Raw genomic sequence first — 15,423 nt, 5'->3', positions numbered from 1 at the left:
GCTTACGGCGGAAGCGTTCCGCGCCCGGTTCGCAGGGAAACGCGGCAAGCTGAAGACAGCGTTCGTCGATCAAGGCGTTATAGCCGGCATCGGCAACTGTTATGCGGACGAAATCGCCTTTCAGGCGGGCGTGCGGCCCACCGTGTCGATCCCGGCCATCGGGCCGGAATCCTGGCAAAGGCTGTACGATGCCATGCATACGGTGCTTAAGCGGGCGACCCGGCTGGGCGGTTATATGGAAATGCCGCTGGTGGAAGGAGACACGTTGACGGGCAGCTACAATGAGCACTGCCTCGTATACGACCGCGGCGGGGAGCCGTGCTTGCGGTGCGGCACGCCGATCGTCGAGGAAAAGCTGTCGTCGCGCAAAATTTTTTATTGCCCGAATTGCCAAGGGGAGGGGTGAGGCTGTGCGCATCGGCAGCCACGTCAGCATCCGTAGGGGATTCCGGGAAGCGGCGGCGCATGCGCACTCGCTCGGCGGCGGCGCTTATCAATACTTTCCCAAAAACCCGAGGTCGCTCGGCGTAAAAGCATTCGACCGCCAGGATGCGCAGCGATGCGCCGACTATTGCCGCGAGCACGGCCTGGTGTCCATCGCGCACTCGCCTTATCCTGTCAATCTCGCGGCGGACGATGCGCCGCAAAGAGAAAGGATCGCCGCTTCGCTGCTGAACGACCTTGATATCGCCGACAGCTGCGGATCGTTGGGCATTGTCGTTCATTTCGGCATTTATAAGGGCAATGACGTTCTGCAAGGCTACAGGAACATCATTCAGTGCCTGGACCTGGTTCTGTCGCAAAGGGAAGGGACGGCGAAGCTGCTGATCGAAAATCAGGCGGGTGATCATGCGTTTATGGGCACCTCGTTTGAGGAACTCGTCAACATCCGCTCATTGAGCCGGCATCCGGACAAAATTGGATTTTGCCTGGATACGTGCCACCTGTTTGCGAGCGGCGTCTGGAATGGCTCAAACGGCGAAGAATGGGCCGCCAAAGCCAGATTGCTCGGTTATTTCGACGCCTTAACCGCCGTGCACGCGAACGATTCGGTGTACGCCAGCGGCCGGAAGCGCGACCGGCATGCCGCCATCGGAAGGGGAGAAATCGGCGAGGCCGGCTTCCGGTGGCTGCTGTCCGTGCCCGAGATCCGCACCGTGCCGCTCGTGCTGGAGACGCCCGAAACGGCGGACGCTTCGCACGCGGAGCAAATCCGGCTGCTGGCCGAATGGGCCGATAGGGAGGGATTCCAATAATTCACGTATATTTGGACGATTACCGTCCTTGTCCACCCGGCTTCGTCCCTGCGGCAACGGCGGAGGAATGCAAGCTGCTAATCGATTCGGAACAGATCGATGTGCTTTCGCTGGACTTTGATCTCGGCTGGGGCCAGCCGGAGGGAATCGAGGTCGTTCGTCATATCGTCGCGGTGAAGCGGTTTCCCCGCCGCATTTATTTTCACACCTCGAGCCCGGCGGGCAGGCAGCAAATGTATGCGCTTCTTACGGAGCATGCGCCTTCCGATGTGCAGCTGTTCAACGGTCCGATGCCGGATAGGCTGCTTAGGGAGTTGGCGAGGGGTTGATGACCGTTCATTTATCGCATAGGTCTGGGGGGGTTGCGTTGATCGCATTAAACGGCATTACCTGGCGGCGGGAAGACCGCGATATTTTACAGGGGATCGATTTACATATTCGCAAGGGCGAGCATTGGGTTATCCTCGGACGCAACGGCTCGGGCAAAACGACGCTGCTCGAAATGATTAACGGCTACCAGTTTCCGACGTCCGGCACGGTCGATGTGCTCGGTTATAGGTACGGACGTGTCGACGTTCGCGAAGTGCGCAGAAATATCGGTTACATTAGCCAATCTATGGTGGAAAAGCTGACGCTCGCCGATCCGGTATGGGAGATCGTCGCCACCGGGGAATATGCGTTTCTCCGTTTCTATCAGGCGATCGATCCCGCAGTCATCGCAAAGGCGCGCGCCATGCTGACGGATATGGGCATCGGCCATTTGGCCGATCAGCCGTTCGGCGTCCTGTCGCAGGGCGAGCGCAAAAAAGTGCTGCTGGTCCGGGCGCTTATGGCGGAGCCTGAGCTGCTGATCATGGACGAGCCATGCGCCGGCCTCGACTTGTATGAGCGCGAAAAGCTGCTCGCGGAGCTGAACCGGCTGGGAGGCAGACGGATGACGATTCTGTACGTCACGCACCATATCGAGGAGATCGTGCCGCTGTTCACCCATGTGGCGCTTGTGCATAACGGGAAAATCGCGGCGGCGGGCCTCAAGCGTGAGGTGCTTACGGGCGATATTCTGGGCGAAGCCTATGAGCTTCCCGTCGAGGTCGATTGGATTCACGAGCGCCCGTGGATTCGCGTGGCACCCGTAGGAGCGGGAGCATGATGCGGTGGGTCTGTACGTCCAACCGCGGGTTCGCGAATCTGGCGATGGAAGAACTCAGGCGGCTGTTTCCCGGGGTGTCCTTCCAGCAGCTCGCCGCCGGCGAGGTGTTTGCCGCGGATATCCCGCTGGAGCGCGATGAGATGCTGGCTGCGATTGCCGAAAAGGAGCCGATTTTTCTCCGCCATATCCAACCGGTGGACCGCGCGCTCCCGGTGGCAGGCAATGCGGATGATCTGAGCGTCCTATCCGATACGATCCGCTACGTGGGCTACGCCTTCGACGAGAAGAGGACGGCTGTTCATGTCCGCCGCGCGGAAGCGACTCGTTTTCCGTATTCCGTCTCGGATACGAAGGCGGTGCTGGACGCCGTCCTGACCGAGATTGGAGGCGAGCCCGCCATGCAGGAGCCGGAGGTCATCCTGACGGTGTATGCCGCGGCCGAAGAGTTGCTGGTCGGATGGGGCTCGCCGCAGGAGCTGCTGTCCGACTGGCCGGGCGGCGCGGTGCGGTTTCAGCGGGAGGAGGGACAAATTTCCCGCGCCAAATTCAAGCTGCTGGAAGCGGAGCGGACATTCGGCCTCCGCTTGTCGGATTTTCGCGAAGCGCTCGATGTCGGCGCCGCGCCGGGCGGCTGGACGTCGCTTCTGCTGGAACGCGGATTGGCCGTAACAGCCGTCGATCCGGCCGAGCTTCATCCGTCGCTTAAGGGCTATCCGAAGCTGACCTATCTCAACAAGAATGCGGGGGACGTTCGTTTCGGACGCGGCAGCTTCGACTTGCTCGTATGCGATATGAGCTGGAGTCCGATGCTGATGGTCAAGCTGGTCATGGAGCTTCGCCAAGCGCTTAAGCCGGGCGCGACGGCGATCATCACCGTGAAGCTGATGCACCGGAAGCCGCTCCAGACGATCCGCGACGTTGTAGACAAGCTGGAAGGTGCGTTTGAGCTGCGCAAAGCGAAACAATTGTTTCACAATCGGGATGAAATTACGTTATACTTGACGAAACGAACCTAGCAAGACGGCGATCGGGAAAGCATCCCGGTTCGGTGCAATGGCACCGAACCGGGATTTTTTGCGTTCTGCGGGGCAACGGATGGCGGCTTGCAGTCCGATCGCACACGACGAAAGGATGGTCGTCCTTAATGAACATGAACAAGGACATGGCTGCGGATGCGGACATGCATGTGCCCCGGTTTTACAGTCTTTCGCCCGGGGAACTGATCGATGGCCGGTATGAGGTGGGGCGGCGGTTGGGACAGGGGGGAATGGGCAGCGTATATTGGGCGGCCGACCGCAAGCTCGGAGGCAAGCCGCGTGCGCTTAAGCTGCTGAGACTGCGGCCGGAGGACAGATATGCCGCCGAAGCCGAGGCGGGCATACTGATGCGCCTGAACCACCCACGGCTCCCTCAATTGATCGATTACATTCCGGCCGGACCCCATCGGCCTGACCTGCTTGTAACGGACTTCGTGGAAGGGGAAAATTTGTCGGATTATTTCGAGCGCCGCGGCCGACGTCTGCCGATCCCGGAAACGATCGATATATGCGTTCAATTATGCGATGCGCTCGCTTATTTGCACGCACAGTCGCCGCCGGTCGTTCACCGCGATTTAAAGCCGTCAAACGTCATGATCGATCGCACGGGCTTCGTGCGGCTGATCGATTTCGGGATCGCGAGATTCGTCAGAGCCGGTACGGGCTCCGATACGCGACTGCTCGGCACGCCGGGGTTTGCGGCTCCGGAGCAAGCGGGAGAGGGCGGCCAAAGCGGTCCGCGAAGCGACATTTACGGGCTGGGCGCGCTGTTGCGGCATTTATTAAGCGGCGGCGCGTTTCCGTCCGAGACGGCGGACAACTCCGCCGCGGATTTGCCTGTCGCGCTTCCGCCGGCGCTTGCCGAAGCTCTCTTCTCCATGCTGCAACGCGATCCGGCCCGCAGGCCGGCCACGGCCGAGGATGCCGCCCGGATGCTTGGCATTGCGGCGCAGGGAGCCGGGGACGCCTCGACCTCGACCTCGACCGCAACCAGGCGCTCGCACGCGGGGGCTTCATCTACCGGGCGAAATTCAGCCTTAGCGGTTCCAAAGCTAATTGTGGTCGCTTCTTTTACACCGTCTGCGGGCGGAACGTTCCTAGCCGTGACGCTGGCCAAACTGCTGGAGCGATCGGGAGCGGCGGCGGCGCTGCTGGAGCACCCGCTGCTTGTACCGGAGCTGTTCGTTCTGCTGGGAGGGTACGGGCCGCTGGTCCGGCAAGCCGCCGCCGGTAAAGGCTCGGTCTCCGCCAATCCGATCGATGCGCGATTTGCCGCCTGGCGGGACGGCGGTTTGCTTATTCAGGCGCTCCATCCCGGCTTGCGGAGGGAAGAGAACGCCGAGCTGATCAGCAGAGACAACGGGTTGACGCCCAGCGCCGTCCTTGGCTGCATGGAGCAACAGCTGGGCAGTGCGGGCGGAAAAAAAACGGAGCGGGGATTCGTCATCGTCGATCTATCGGCCGGTTGGATGCGCCCGGATGCCGCATCCTGGCTGATCCGCAGTGACCTGCTGCTCATGGCCGCCGATCCCGAGCCTTCCAAATGGACGAAAGACCGCATGGCCGGCTGGCACAACATTCACGCTCAAAGGGAGGGAGCGGGATTGCCGTCCTTATGGGCGGCCAATAAAGATACGGCCTTCAAGGGCAGGAACGATTGGCTGCGCATGTTTCCGCTAAAGCCTGAAGCGCTTGTTCCGCTGCTGTCCTTCGGCGATTGGAGGTCATGCCTGTGGCGCGGGCGCTGGGCCACGGATCATACTGGGTGGCGCAAATCGCTCGAGCGTTCGTTAGAGCCCGTGTTTCGGCGGATTTTCGTATAAACGGACGAATTTTTCCGCTACTTATGGTACAATGTTGTGCGGCGGTGCAGTCCGCCTGAACACATGAGAAGGATTGGAGCCGGAGAAATGAGTTTATTAACAGTTGAAGAGCTATCGCATAATTTCGGAGATCGGACGTTGTTCAAGAACGTTTCGTTCCGATTGCTGGCAGGCGAGCATGTGGGCCTGGTCGGCGCGAATGGCGCGGGAAAGTCGACGATGATGAATATATTGACGGGCAAGCAGTTGAAGGATAACGGCAAAGTCGAGTGGACGCCGAAGGTACGCTACGGTTACCTGGACCAGCATACGAAGCTGATGCCGGGCAATACGATTCGCGACGTGCTGAAGGACGCCTTCCTGCCGCTGCTCGAGCTGGAGCAGGAAATGAACGATATCGCGGCTCAGATGGCGGAGGCAGACCCCGACACGCTCGAGCAGCTGCTGGAGCGGATGGGCGAAATCCAGGAAGCGCTGGAGATCGGCGATTTCTACCTGATCGACGTCAAGGTGGAGGAGATGGCCAACGGCCTCGGACTCCATGCGATCGGACTTGAGCGCGACGTCTCCTCGCTCAGCGGAGGACAGCGGACCAAGGTGCTGCTGGCCAAGCTGCTGCTTGAGAAGCCGACGGTCTTACTGCTTGACGAGCCCACGAACTATCTCGATGAAGAGCATATTACGTGGCTGACCAACTACTTGAAAAACTACCCGTACGCCTTTATGCTCATTTCCCACGACACCGGCTTTATGAACGACGTCGTCGACGTCATTTATCATCTGGAGTTTGCGAAGTTGACGCGCTATACCGCGAACTATGAGAAGTTTCTTCAGATGGCGGATATGAACAAAAACCAGCATATCGACGCCTACGAGAAACAGCAGGAATTCATTAAGAAGCAGGAGGATTTCATTCAGCGGAACAAAGCGCGCTATTCGACGTCCGGCCGGGCCAAAAGCCGCGAGAAGCAACTGGGCCGTCTGGAGCGGATCGACCGTCCTGAGGAAGCGCAGAAGCCTACTTTTCAGTTCAAGGAAGCGCGCACGAGCGGCAAGACGGTGTTCGAGGCCAAAGGGCTGGTTATCGGCTACGACCGGCCGCTTCTGCCGGCAATGGACGTGTTGATCGAGCGCAATGACAAAATCGCGATCGTCGGCATGAACGGCGTCGGCAAATCCACGCTCCTCAAGACCGTGCTCGGCAAAATCCAGCCGCTGGACGGTAATACGTACCGCGGCGATTATTTGCATCCGGCATATTTCGAGCAGGAAGTGAAGGCGCAGGCGATGACCCCGCTGGACGACGTATGGAACGAGTTCTCGTCGATGAACCAGCATGAAGTGCGCGCCGCCCTTGCCAGATGCGGACTCAAGAACGAGCATATTACGCGCAACCTGAACCAGCTCAGCGGCGGCGAGCAAGCGAAGGTCCGGCTGTGCAAGCTGATGCTGCGCGAGAGCAACTGGATTCTGTTTGACGAGCCGACGAACCATCTGGACGTCGTGGCAAAGGCGGAGCTGAAGCGTGCGCTGCAAGATTACAAAGGCACGATCCTGCTCGTCTCCCACGAGCCGGATTTCTACGAAGATTGGGTGACGAAAATCTGGGACGTCGAGTCCTGGTCAATGCAAAATGGTAGGTGATGGCGATTGAGCGGCGCTAAATCCGGCAGGGTGTGGGACGTCTTCGTGGCGGCGCTGAAGCTGGGGTTGACCTCCTTCGGCGGTCCGGTGGCCCATATCGGCTATTTTCGGGAAGAGTATGTGACTCGGAGAAAATGGCTCGACGATCGGACGTTTGCCGATCTGACGGCTTTATGTCAATTTTTACCCGGACCTGCCAGCAGCCAGCTCGGGATGGCAATCGGCATGCGCCGGGCGGGTACCGCCGGCGCGGTGGCAGCTTGGATCGGCTTCACGCTGCCGTCGGCATTGCTGATGGCGCTGTTCGCGATTGGACTCGGAACGGCAGGGGGAGAGGTCGCTGACGCCGGATGGCTGCACGGCTTGAAGCTGGTAGCCGTCGCGATCGTCGCGCAAGCGGTCTGGAGCATGGGCCGTTCGCTTGCGTCGGACCGTCCTCGGGCAACGATGGCGCTCGCCGCCGCTTGCTGGGCGGTGCTTGTGCCTGGACCGGCGGGTCAGCTGATCCCGCTTGTCCTATGCGCCGCTGCGGGACTCGCTTTTCTGAAGCCCGCCGCCGGTGAGGGAACGTCNGGCGGCGAGCGGGCGCCCGCTCCTTAAGCGGCGAACTGCGCTGGCCTTGTTCGCCGTTTTCCTGGCGCTGCTATTTCTTCTTCCCGCAGCTTCCCGCCTGTACCCGGATTCTACGGCGCTGGCGCTTGCCGACAGCCATTACCGCGCGGGCTCGCTCGTGTTCGGCGGCGGACACGTTGTCCTGCCGATGCTGGAGGGAGAACTCGCAGACCGGGGCATATCGGGTATCTCGGCCGGTACGATCATGGCAGGGTACGGTGCGGTACAGGCGATGCCCGGACCGCTGTTCTCAATCGCCGCTTTTATCGGCGGCGTATCCGCACCGGGCTGGCAGGGCGCGCTTCTGGCCGTGCTCGCCTTGACGGCGATTTTCATCCCGTCCTTCCTGCTGCTGGCCAGCGCGATGCCGTTCTGGAACGGGCTGCGCGGCGACCGCCGCGTCAGGGGAGCGCTTAACGGTGTGAACGCCGGCGTGGTCGGATTGCTGCTTGCCGCCTTGTATGATCCGGTGTGGACCGGAACGGTGACTACCGGGCTTGATTTTGCTGTTGCGCTGGGCGTGTTTGCCGTCATTCATTTCTGGAAGCTGCCATCCTGGCTGGCGGTGGCGCTGTCGGCATTTTTGGGTTGGTTGCTGTGGCCTTAAGAGCTGGTTTGCTTTTACGGTCTCTCTTTTTGTACGATACAGGGTAGATGTTAATCACAATAACGGATTAACGATTGGCTGCTACAGAGTATCGACCATCCGGCCGCTGACAGGTCTTAAGGAGTGGAACCATCATGAACGAGAGACTACTGATCGTCGAAGACGAGGAAGGAATCGCGCGCATCCTTCAGCTTGAGCTGGAGCATGAGGGCTATACGGTGGGACGGGCCGAGGACGGCAGAATCGGTCTCGAGATGGCCCAGTCAGGCGAGTGGGATCTGGTGCTGCTGGATGTGATGCTACCCGAATTGAACGGCATCGAGGTGCTGCGCCGGCTGCGCAGCGCGGGTAATCCGATTCCGGTCGTTCTGCTCACGGCCCGAGACACGGTACCCGATAAGGTAAGCGGCTTCGAAACCGGGGCGAACGATTATATTACGAAGCCATTTGCGATGGAAGAACTGCTCGCCAGGGTCAGAAACCTGCTGCGTATTTTTCAGCAGACGTCCAAAGAGGCGGAAGGCTCGGACATACTTCGCGCCGCCGATCTGGCGATCGAGCTGCGCACACGCAAGGTGTTCCGCAAGGAGCTGGTCATCGAGCTGACGCCCCGCGAATTCGACCTGCTGGTGTATTTGGCGGAGAACAAAAATCGGGAGAAGACGCGCGAGGAGATTTTATCTGACGTATGGGGCTATGATTTCATCGGCGAGACGAATCTGGTCGATGTGTATATCCGCTACCTGCGCCAAAAAATTGACCGCGGCTTCCGGTACAAACTTATTCACACGATCCGCGGCGTCGGTTATATGCTTAAGGAGCCCGACGCATGACGCTTCGCAAACGATTTACTTTATTTACGATATTTTGGTTGATCTTCATTTTGATTCTGTTCAATATTTTCGTTTATTTTTTTGTGATCAAAATTTCAACCAACAGCGAAGAGCAACTGCTTCGCAACAAGGTGACGCTGCTGCTGGAGAACGTTAACATTGATTCGTCGGTCCGAATGGCCGATCCGAAGCTGCTCAGCGAGTTCTACAACGTGAACGAGGCGATCCGGATCGTCGACGTGGCGGGCCGGATCGTCAACGCGCAAGGCTCCGATCAGGACCTGCTGAAACGACCGGTCTCGTTCAGCCGCACGCATGCGTCCGGAATGACGAAAATCGGTAGCCTTCGGGTGCTCTACATGAAGGTGCCGCTGTACAGCGGCATGGAAGTGATCGGCATGCTGGAGATTACCCGTAAGCTGACCTTGCTGGACACGTATTTGCAGGTGCTTGTGGCGGCGCTGTCGGTCACGAGTCTCGGCGCCGTATTTTTCGCGATATTCGGGACGTATTGGTTTACCTCGAAGCTGACCGCTCCGATCCAGACGATGGTGCAGACGATGCGCGAAATCGACCGGAGCGGCAAGCTGCGCAAAATCGAGTTGAAGGGCAGGGAAGAATCCGCTGAGCTGCTGCAGCTCATACGCGCGTTCAACCAGATGATAGAACGGCTGGACCGTACGTTTGCCAGCCAGAAGGCGTTCGTCGCGGATGCTTCGCATGAGCTGAAGACGCCGCTTACGGTGATCAGCAGCTACGCCAATATGCTCAAGCGGTGGGGACGCAACGACTCGACCGTCCGGGATGAGGCGATCGAGGCGATCTCCAAGGAATCGGAACGGCTGCAGAAGCTGATCAAATCGATGCTGACGCTCGCCGAGGCCGAGCAGGAGGATTGGCTGAAGCTCGAAACCTTCGACGTGATGCAGCTGTCGGACGAGCTAGCGTCGATGCTGCACACGACGTTTCACCGCACGATTCGCGTTCACGCCGATTCCGACGGCAACGGCATCCGGATGACCGCGGACAAGGACAAGATCCGCCAGTTGATGGTCATTCTGATCGACAACGCGATCAAGTACAGCAAGGACCCGATCGACATTGTGATCAGCCAGACGCGGAATATGGTCCGTATTTTGGTGAAAGATAACGGAATCGGCATACCTGAGCACGAAATTCCGAATTTGTTCGAGCGCTTCTTTCGGGTGGACGGCGCGCGCAGTCGAACGACCGGCGGCGTCGGCCTCGGCTTGTCGATCGCGAAGCGGATCGTGGACCTGCACGAGGGCCACATCGACGTGTTCAGCAAGCCGGAGAAAGGAACGACGATTGCTCTGCAATTCCCGAAAAAAACTTGCTGAACCGGCGAAGGGCCGTCTCAGCTGTTTCTTATCCAGAAGAGACGCACGAGAGGGGAAAGCGCTTTTTCGTGACGCGCCGTGGAGTGGAGCATGTATTTTTGAAAACCGCGATATCGAAGGAAATGTCGACACCCGAGGAGGGACGCTGTGCGCAAAGAGTTGTACATATTTAAGGACGGCAAGCCTTTAACAATGACGATTCGCGGCTACGGGCTTTCCGATTTCGAGCAGATGATCGCCGTTCAGCAGGAGAGCTTCCCACCGCCTTTTCCCGAGGATTTGTGGTGGAACGAGGAGCAGCTTGCGGAGCATGTCGCGCGTTTTCCCGAAGGGGCGATTTGCGCGGTAGCGGAAGGCCGGCTGATCGGTTCGATGACCGGACTGCTGGTGGACGGAAGCTCGCTTGACGGCGACCACAACTGGGCCGCCGTAACCGATAACGGTTATATCCGCAACCACAATCCGGGGGGCGATACGCTTTATGTGGTGGACATCAGCGTTATCCCTGCCTTCCGCAAGTCGGGCGTAGGGAAATGGCTGATGCAGACGATGTACGAGACGGTCGTCCATCTGGGACTGCGGCGTCTGCTTGGAGGCGGACGAATGCCTGGCTATCATTTGCACAAGGAGGAGGCCACTCCGGAGGAATACGTACGGAAGGTGCTGGAGGGCGAATGGCGCGATCCGGTTATCGGCTTTCTTCTGCGTTGCGGACGGGTGCCCGTCGGTATTGCGGAAGGTTACTTGGAGGATGAAGAATCCGGCCATTGCGCGGCCATAATGGAATGGCGCAACCCTTTTTTCGAGGCGTTCGAGCCGGCGGAGGCTTAGGACAGATTGCCTGGAGAGAGGCAGGAGAGGAGCGATTATGAAGATGGAATATGTACGCATCCGTTCGATTGACGAGCCGGTTTTTGCCGGTATGCACCGGCTTATGCAGGAGGTTTTTCCTCCGGAGGAGGTGCTGGCTTATGAGCTTTGGGCCGATCCGCTGCTTGACGAAGGTATTCACGTCTACGCCGCGGTGCTGGACGGAGAAGTGGTAGGGGCGACCGAATACCGTTATTTCGATGATATGCGGGTGGCCGTTACGGATTTCACCATCATCGGCAAGGCCGGCTTGAGCATCGGGCGATTTCTGATGAAGAAACGTGAGGAGGATCTTCAGCGCATGGCGCGCGAGACCGGAACGCAGCCGCTTGGGATGTTCGCCGAAATTTACGATCCGGCGGAAACCGCTCACGGCTTTGGCGGGGCGACGCCGATGAATCCGATCGTTCGCCGCGAAGTATTGTCCCATATGGGCTACCGCAAGCTTGATATCGATTATGTGCATCCGTCTTGGGACCACCTTGTCCAGCTTCTCCGTGTGGTGGATCTCTGCTTCCTGTCCACGGACGAGTCGCTGGATTTGCTGCCGGCGCCGCTGATCACCGCTTATTTGGAACGCTATTATTCGGCTCTTCCGAATAAGCCGGCAGCATGGTTGACCATGATGGACGAGCTGCGCGGACGGGATTTCATAGCGCTGCTGCCGATCTGACGGGTTGACCGCATGACGGCGATCACGTTCTGGGGAACTGGGGACGCGATGGGCGTTCCCCGCATCCGGAGTAAAATGATAAAAATTCCTCCATTAGCCTGCAGGCTAATGGAGGAATTTTTTGCATGCACAGCGTCTGAATCATTCTTTGGCTTCATGTCCCCAGGTGCTTCAAACTCAATTTCCCGATGGCCTTATATTCAAACGAATCAGTCCTTGCGCCGCAACCACTCGGTCAGCTCCAGGCCCGATTGTTCCGTCATATACCGGATTCGGAAATCGGCTTGGCCCGAACCGGATGCCACCGCCACGGCGAAGCTGGTCAGTTCCCTCCGCATCTGCAAGGGAGAGACGGTAGTTCCATACCATTGCACGCGTTTTTTCGGGATGAGCGCGAGATGCGCGCTGAAGCTGCCGTAACGGATCGTCAGCTGGTCGCCTTCGGCGCTCCATGCGGTTTGTCTGTAGCGCATATAGGACCAGAGCCCCGTTCCCAAAGGCAGCGCAAGCGAGAACCAGCCGAAGCCGTACGGATTCCAAATCAAACCGGGAATTGCCGCGAAGGCGGCAAGCGTGACCGGAATGGTCAGGTAGCCGCCGAGCGAACGGCGGGTNCGGCGGGTCAGGCGGTGCAGGTCCGACGACAGCCGATAGCCCGGCAGGAGCATCTCCAGTATTTGTCCAGCTTCCGAGCGTTTGACGATCGGAATCAGCAGCGAAGGGGTTCCCCCTTTGTCCGTCGACACCGCAGTCACCAGATGAATGCTGGCCAGGCCGAGTAGGCTGCGCACCGGGTTGATTTTCATGTAGACCGCCTGTACCCGCTTCAGATTGATGGAGGCATGCCTGCGCTCAAGCAGGCCGCGTTCGATCACCAGCTTGTCTTGCGACAGCGAGACGGTAAAACCGAATTCCTTAATCGTTGTGGTGATGACGCCCAGCACCCACGCAAACACAAATACCGCGGCAATGAGCCAACCCAGCCGAACGTGCGCGAAGCGGGAAAGCACATTGTTCCATAGGACCGTATCCTCGAGCCAATTATCCAGCTGCGTATAAGCGGCGCCGATGACCGCGATCGCGATGACCACCCTTCCTGAGGTGGCGCTGTATAAAACAATATCGGACAACCGCATGCGTTTGGTCGGCCCGTCCGGCGTCTCGTTCGCGAAGCCGTTCTGCGCAGCCGGGGCGGAGGCGGCGCCATGCGGAAGCGGGACAGCGGATTCTGTGACCGGACTCTCCATATCCGCCGCATGTTTGGCGTGGGACGGATACAACGCCTTGCGCACATAATCGGCTTCCTGCCGGCTGATGGCGTTCAACACAACCTCAGGTTTCGTGCCGCCGGCCGTCTCGATCTGCAGCTTGACGACCCCGAACACTTGGTGCAGCAGGCCGGCCGCCGTGTCGAACGATTGCATGCGGTCGCGGGGAACAGACAGCTTTTTACGAATGAACAGGCCATGCTCCACATGCAGCACGCCGCCATCGATCGTGTACGTGAACCGAAGCCAGGTGAGCAAGCCGATGAAGACGGTAACCGCGAGGAACAGCAGGATGCCTCCAGCTACCCACAGTGGCTTGGCTTCGCCTCTGAATACGGTGGAGAGGATTAAGGCGATCAGCGGGTACAGCAGGTCCATGATGCTTTTGGCGATGAAAAAGAAAACGGAAACCGGGTGCAGACGACGGCCGGTCGCACGGTCAGATTTCTTCATCGCTAATTCTCGCCAACAGCGCGATCCGGTTGCGTACCTGCTCGGCTCTCGCTTCGTTAAGCGCGGGAATTTCATGGCTGCCCGCAGCGGTGGAGAAGGTGACGGTCGCCAAGCCGTACCGGCGCAGCAGCGGGCCCTGCTTCGTATCGACATGCTGCACCTTGACCATCGGAATGAGCACCCGGCGCCGAATGAATATGCCGTACTGCAAATCGATTTCATGCTCATGGATGTCATAGCGAAAATGCTTCCAGCGCAGGTTCGGAAAAAGCACGGTTTCGACATAAACGCCCGTCACGGCCGCGAGCGAGGCCGCCGTGAATATCCATGCCGGCCACTGAAACCGCAACGTGAGAAATAGCAATATGCCCAGCACGACGGCGTAGACGGCTGCAGAAATCATGCCCGAGATGCGCCATGCTTTGAGCGCGTTCCGGTCGATCGACTGCTGCGGCTGCTGATACGTCAAATGGTTCACCTCTGGATGATGGGGAATTTGTATTTCTTTAACTATACCATAACGATTATGCGCTGCTTCGATCAGTCTCTGCTCTGGATCACAAGCAGCCATCCGTTCCGGACTGTAATCTCACCGGCCTCGCCGTCCAGCACGTTGCTGATGCCGAGCGATTGACCCATGTCCAGCGTCGCTTCGGTAAGCGGGTAGCGGAATCCGCGCAGCGTGATGCCGTTGACGCGGGGCGTCAGCGGCAGCAGCGATACGTTGGCATAGCTTCCGCTCCGTATCGTTAATCGCGCGTCGGTCAGACGGATTTCGTTGTGCTCGTCCGCGATGACCGCGGGAATGCCGCAGCGCAGCGCTTCGACGAGCAAATGAATATTGGCGATCGAGTGATCGAACCGGGTTCCGAGCGCACCGATCATCACGATTTCGTCGGGCTTCTCCTCAAGCGCTCGCCGAAAGGCCAGCTCGGTATCTGTGTAGTCCTTGTCGACGGGATCACACGCTTCGGTACGGAGGCTGCCGGCTTTAATCCGTTCTAGCTGCTGCGCGGTGACGGAGTCGAAATCGCCGATCGCCAAATCGGGTCTGAAACCGTGCTTAACGAGAAACAGGCTGCCGCTGTCGGCGCCGATCAAACGGTCCTCGGGGCGGATATGGGCCAGCGCCCATAAGCCGAGCCGGCCGCCGGAGAAGATGAGAACCCGTCTAGCGGGTGAATGCATAATGGCTACTTCCTTTCATTTACGCATGCTTGCGCGTTTCGGTCCAATCTGTTCCTCAGTATAACGCCGCCGTCTCGTTTTGCCCATCCCGTTATTCGGGCGGCTCCCCCGAAAATGGTTGTTGCGCGCCCGGTGGCCCCTCGTTACAATGGGAAATGACAGATTCGGACAAGATTCACCGGGCGCCGGAAGGCGGGCGGCGAATTCCACAGCGGGGGGCTAACGGGTTGGACTTGGAGATATTCGGTATTTTCAGCCTCATCGGTACGATCGCGTTTGCGGTAAGCGGTGCCGTAGTGGCCATGGAAGAGGAGTATGATATTTTGGGCGTGTTCGTGCTCGGCTTGGTAACGGCGTTCGGCGGCGGCGTGATCCGCAACCTGCTGATCGGCGTACCGGTTCCCACGTTGTGGAGCCAAGGACTGCTGCTTAAAACGGCGATTATCGCGATGGCGGTCGCCTTCATTTTGCCGGTCAGCTGGATTCGCCATTGGCGGCGAAGCGAGGCGTTTTTCGACGCGATCGGGCTTTCAGCCTTTGCGATCCAGGGGGCGCTGTATGCGACGCAGAACGGACATACGCTTGCGGCCGTCATGGTTGCGGCGGTCATGACGGGGATCGGAGGCGGAATCATTCGCGACTTGCTGG

The 15,423-nt window shown here is 59.0% G+C and carries 17 protein-coding genes; 14 read left to right on the top strand and 3 right to left on the bottom strand.

All coding sequences use genetic code 11. The features are described from left to right. The 13 genes from BG52_RS15075 to BG52_RS01410 form a co-directional block, all read left to right on the top strand. Window positions 1–406, top strand: a 406-nt coding sequence (locus tag BG52_RS15075; protein ID WP_036579600.1) for a zinc finger domain-containing protein, incomplete at its 5' end; no start/stop codon positions are given. A gap of 4 nt (window positions 407–410) precedes the next feature. Next, a complete protein-coding gene (locus BG52_RS01460) occupies window positions 411–1,256 on the top strand; it encodes a deoxyribonuclease IV (RefSeq protein WP_036579598.1) in 846 nt (281 codons plus the stop codon). Next, on the top strand, window positions 1,253–1,585 hold the full coding sequence (locus BG52_RS01455; RefSeq protein WP_036579596.1) for a cyclic-phosphate processing receiver domain-containing protein: 333 nt from the start codon (window positions 1,253–1,255) through the stop codon (window positions 1,583–1,585). Before BG52_RS01460 ends, BG52_RS01455 begins: the two co-directional genes overlap by 4 nt. A gap of 38 nt (window positions 1,586–1,623) precedes the next feature. Beyond that, the gene (locus BG52_RS01450; protein WP_036579592.1) at window positions 1,624–2,406 is read left to right on the top strand and encodes an ABC transporter ATP-binding protein; all 783 of its coding nucleotides are present in this window, start codon (window positions 1,624–1,626) and stop codon (window positions 2,404–2,406) included. Beyond that, window positions 2,403–3,422 carry an SAM-dependent methyltransferase gene (locus BG52_RS01445; protein ID WP_036579589.1) on the top strand — a complete coding sequence of 340 codons (1,020 nt, stop codon included), beginning with the start codon at window positions 2,403–2,405 and terminating at the stop codon, window positions 3,420–3,422. Before BG52_RS01450 ends, BG52_RS01445 begins: the two co-directional genes overlap by 4 nt. A gap of 128 nt (window positions 3,423–3,550) precedes the next feature. Then, a complete protein-coding gene (locus tag BG52_RS14710) occupies window positions 3,551–5,266 on the top strand; it encodes a serine/threonine-protein kinase (protein ID WP_051587559.1) in 1,716 nt (571 codons plus the stop codon). An 87-nt stretch (window positions 5,267–5,353) separates the two neighbouring features. After that, entirely contained in the window at window positions 5,354–6,910 is a 1,557-nt protein-coding gene (locus BG52_RS01435; RefSeq protein WP_036579587.1) for an ABC-F family ATP-binding cassette domain-containing protein, read from the top strand. Window positions 6,911–6,940: 30 nt separating this feature from the next. Next, window positions 6,941–7,510: a chromate transporter gene (locus BG52_RS16850; RefSeq protein WP_449578256.1), complete on the top strand. Its 570-nt coding sequence runs from the start codon at window positions 6,941–6,943 to the stop codon at window positions 7,508–7,510. Continuing rightward, window positions 7,470–8,129 carry a chromate transporter gene (locus BG52_RS16845; RefSeq protein ID WP_223298887.1) on the top strand — a complete coding sequence of 220 codons (660 nt, stop codon included), beginning with the start codon at window positions 7,470–7,472 and terminating at the stop codon, window positions 8,127–8,129. The genes BG52_RS16850 and BG52_RS16845 overlap by 41 nt, the downstream gene beginning before the upstream one ends. A gap of 134 nt (window positions 8,130–8,263) precedes the next feature. Further along, window positions 8,264–8,962 (top strand): response regulator transcription factor, encoded by a 699-nt coding sequence (locus tag BG52_RS01425; RefSeq protein WP_036579581.1) that lies wholly within the window; start codon window positions 8,264–8,266, stop codon window positions 8,960–8,962. Beyond that, on the top strand, window positions 8,959–10,323 hold the full coding sequence (locus BG52_RS01420; RefSeq protein WP_036579579.1) for a HAMP domain-containing sensor histidine kinase: 1,365 nt from the start codon (window positions 8,959–8,961) through the stop codon (window positions 10,321–10,323). The genes BG52_RS01425 and BG52_RS01420 overlap by 4 nt, the downstream gene beginning before the upstream one ends. Before the next feature lie 147 nt (window positions 10,324–10,470). Beyond that, window positions 10,471–11,154: a GNAT family N-acetyltransferase gene (locus BG52_RS01415; protein WP_036579577.1), complete on the top strand. Its 684-nt coding sequence runs from the start codon at window positions 10,471–10,473 to the stop codon at window positions 11,152–11,154. A 43-nt stretch (window positions 11,155–11,197) separates the two neighbouring features. Then, window positions 11,198–11,866 (top strand): hypothetical protein, encoded by a 669-nt coding sequence (locus BG52_RS01410; RefSeq protein WP_036666704.1) that lies wholly within the window; start codon window positions 11,198–11,200, stop codon window positions 11,864–11,866. Between the two features lie 209 nt (window positions 11,867–12,075). Here the strand turns inward: BG52_RS01410 and BG52_RS01405 are convergent, their stop codons facing one another. The 3 genes from BG52_RS01405 to BG52_RS01395 form a co-directional block, all read right to left on the bottom strand. After that, window positions 12,076–13,512, bottom strand: a complete 1,437-nt coding sequence (locus BG52_RS01405; protein ID WP_449578255.1) for a PH domain-containing protein — start codon at window positions 13,510–13,512, stop codon at window positions 12,076–12,078. Between the two features lie 61 nt (window positions 13,513–13,573). Next, complete coding sequence (locus BG52_RS01400) at window positions 13,574–14,056, bottom strand: PH domain-containing protein (RefSeq protein ID WP_036579573.1); 483 nt, start codon at window positions 14,054–14,056, stop codon at window positions 13,574–13,576. Between the two features lie 71 nt (window positions 14,057–14,127). Next, window positions 14,128–14,775 carry a thiamine diphosphokinase gene (locus BG52_RS01395; RefSeq protein WP_036579571.1) on the bottom strand — a complete coding sequence of 216 codons (648 nt, stop codon included), beginning with the start codon at window positions 14,773–14,775 and terminating at the stop codon, window positions 14,128–14,130. A gap of 233 nt (window positions 14,776–15,008) precedes the next feature. On the opposite strand from BG52_RS01395, the gene BG52_RS15070 reads away from it, so the two are divergent. Next, on the top strand, window positions 15,009–15,423 hold a 415-nt coding region (locus BG52_RS15070; RefSeq protein ID WP_190287435.1), incomplete at its 3' end, for a trimeric intracellular cation channel family protein.

It is taken from the genome of Paenibacillus darwinianus, assembly GCF_000598065.1.
Taxonomy (GTDB): domain Bacteria; phylum Bacillota; class Bacilli; order Paenibacillales; family Paenibacillaceae; genus Paenibacillus_I; species Paenibacillus_I darwinianus.
The sequence above is the reverse complement of the archived record's forward strand: the minus strand, read 5'-3'. Positions and strand labels throughout refer to the sequence as shown.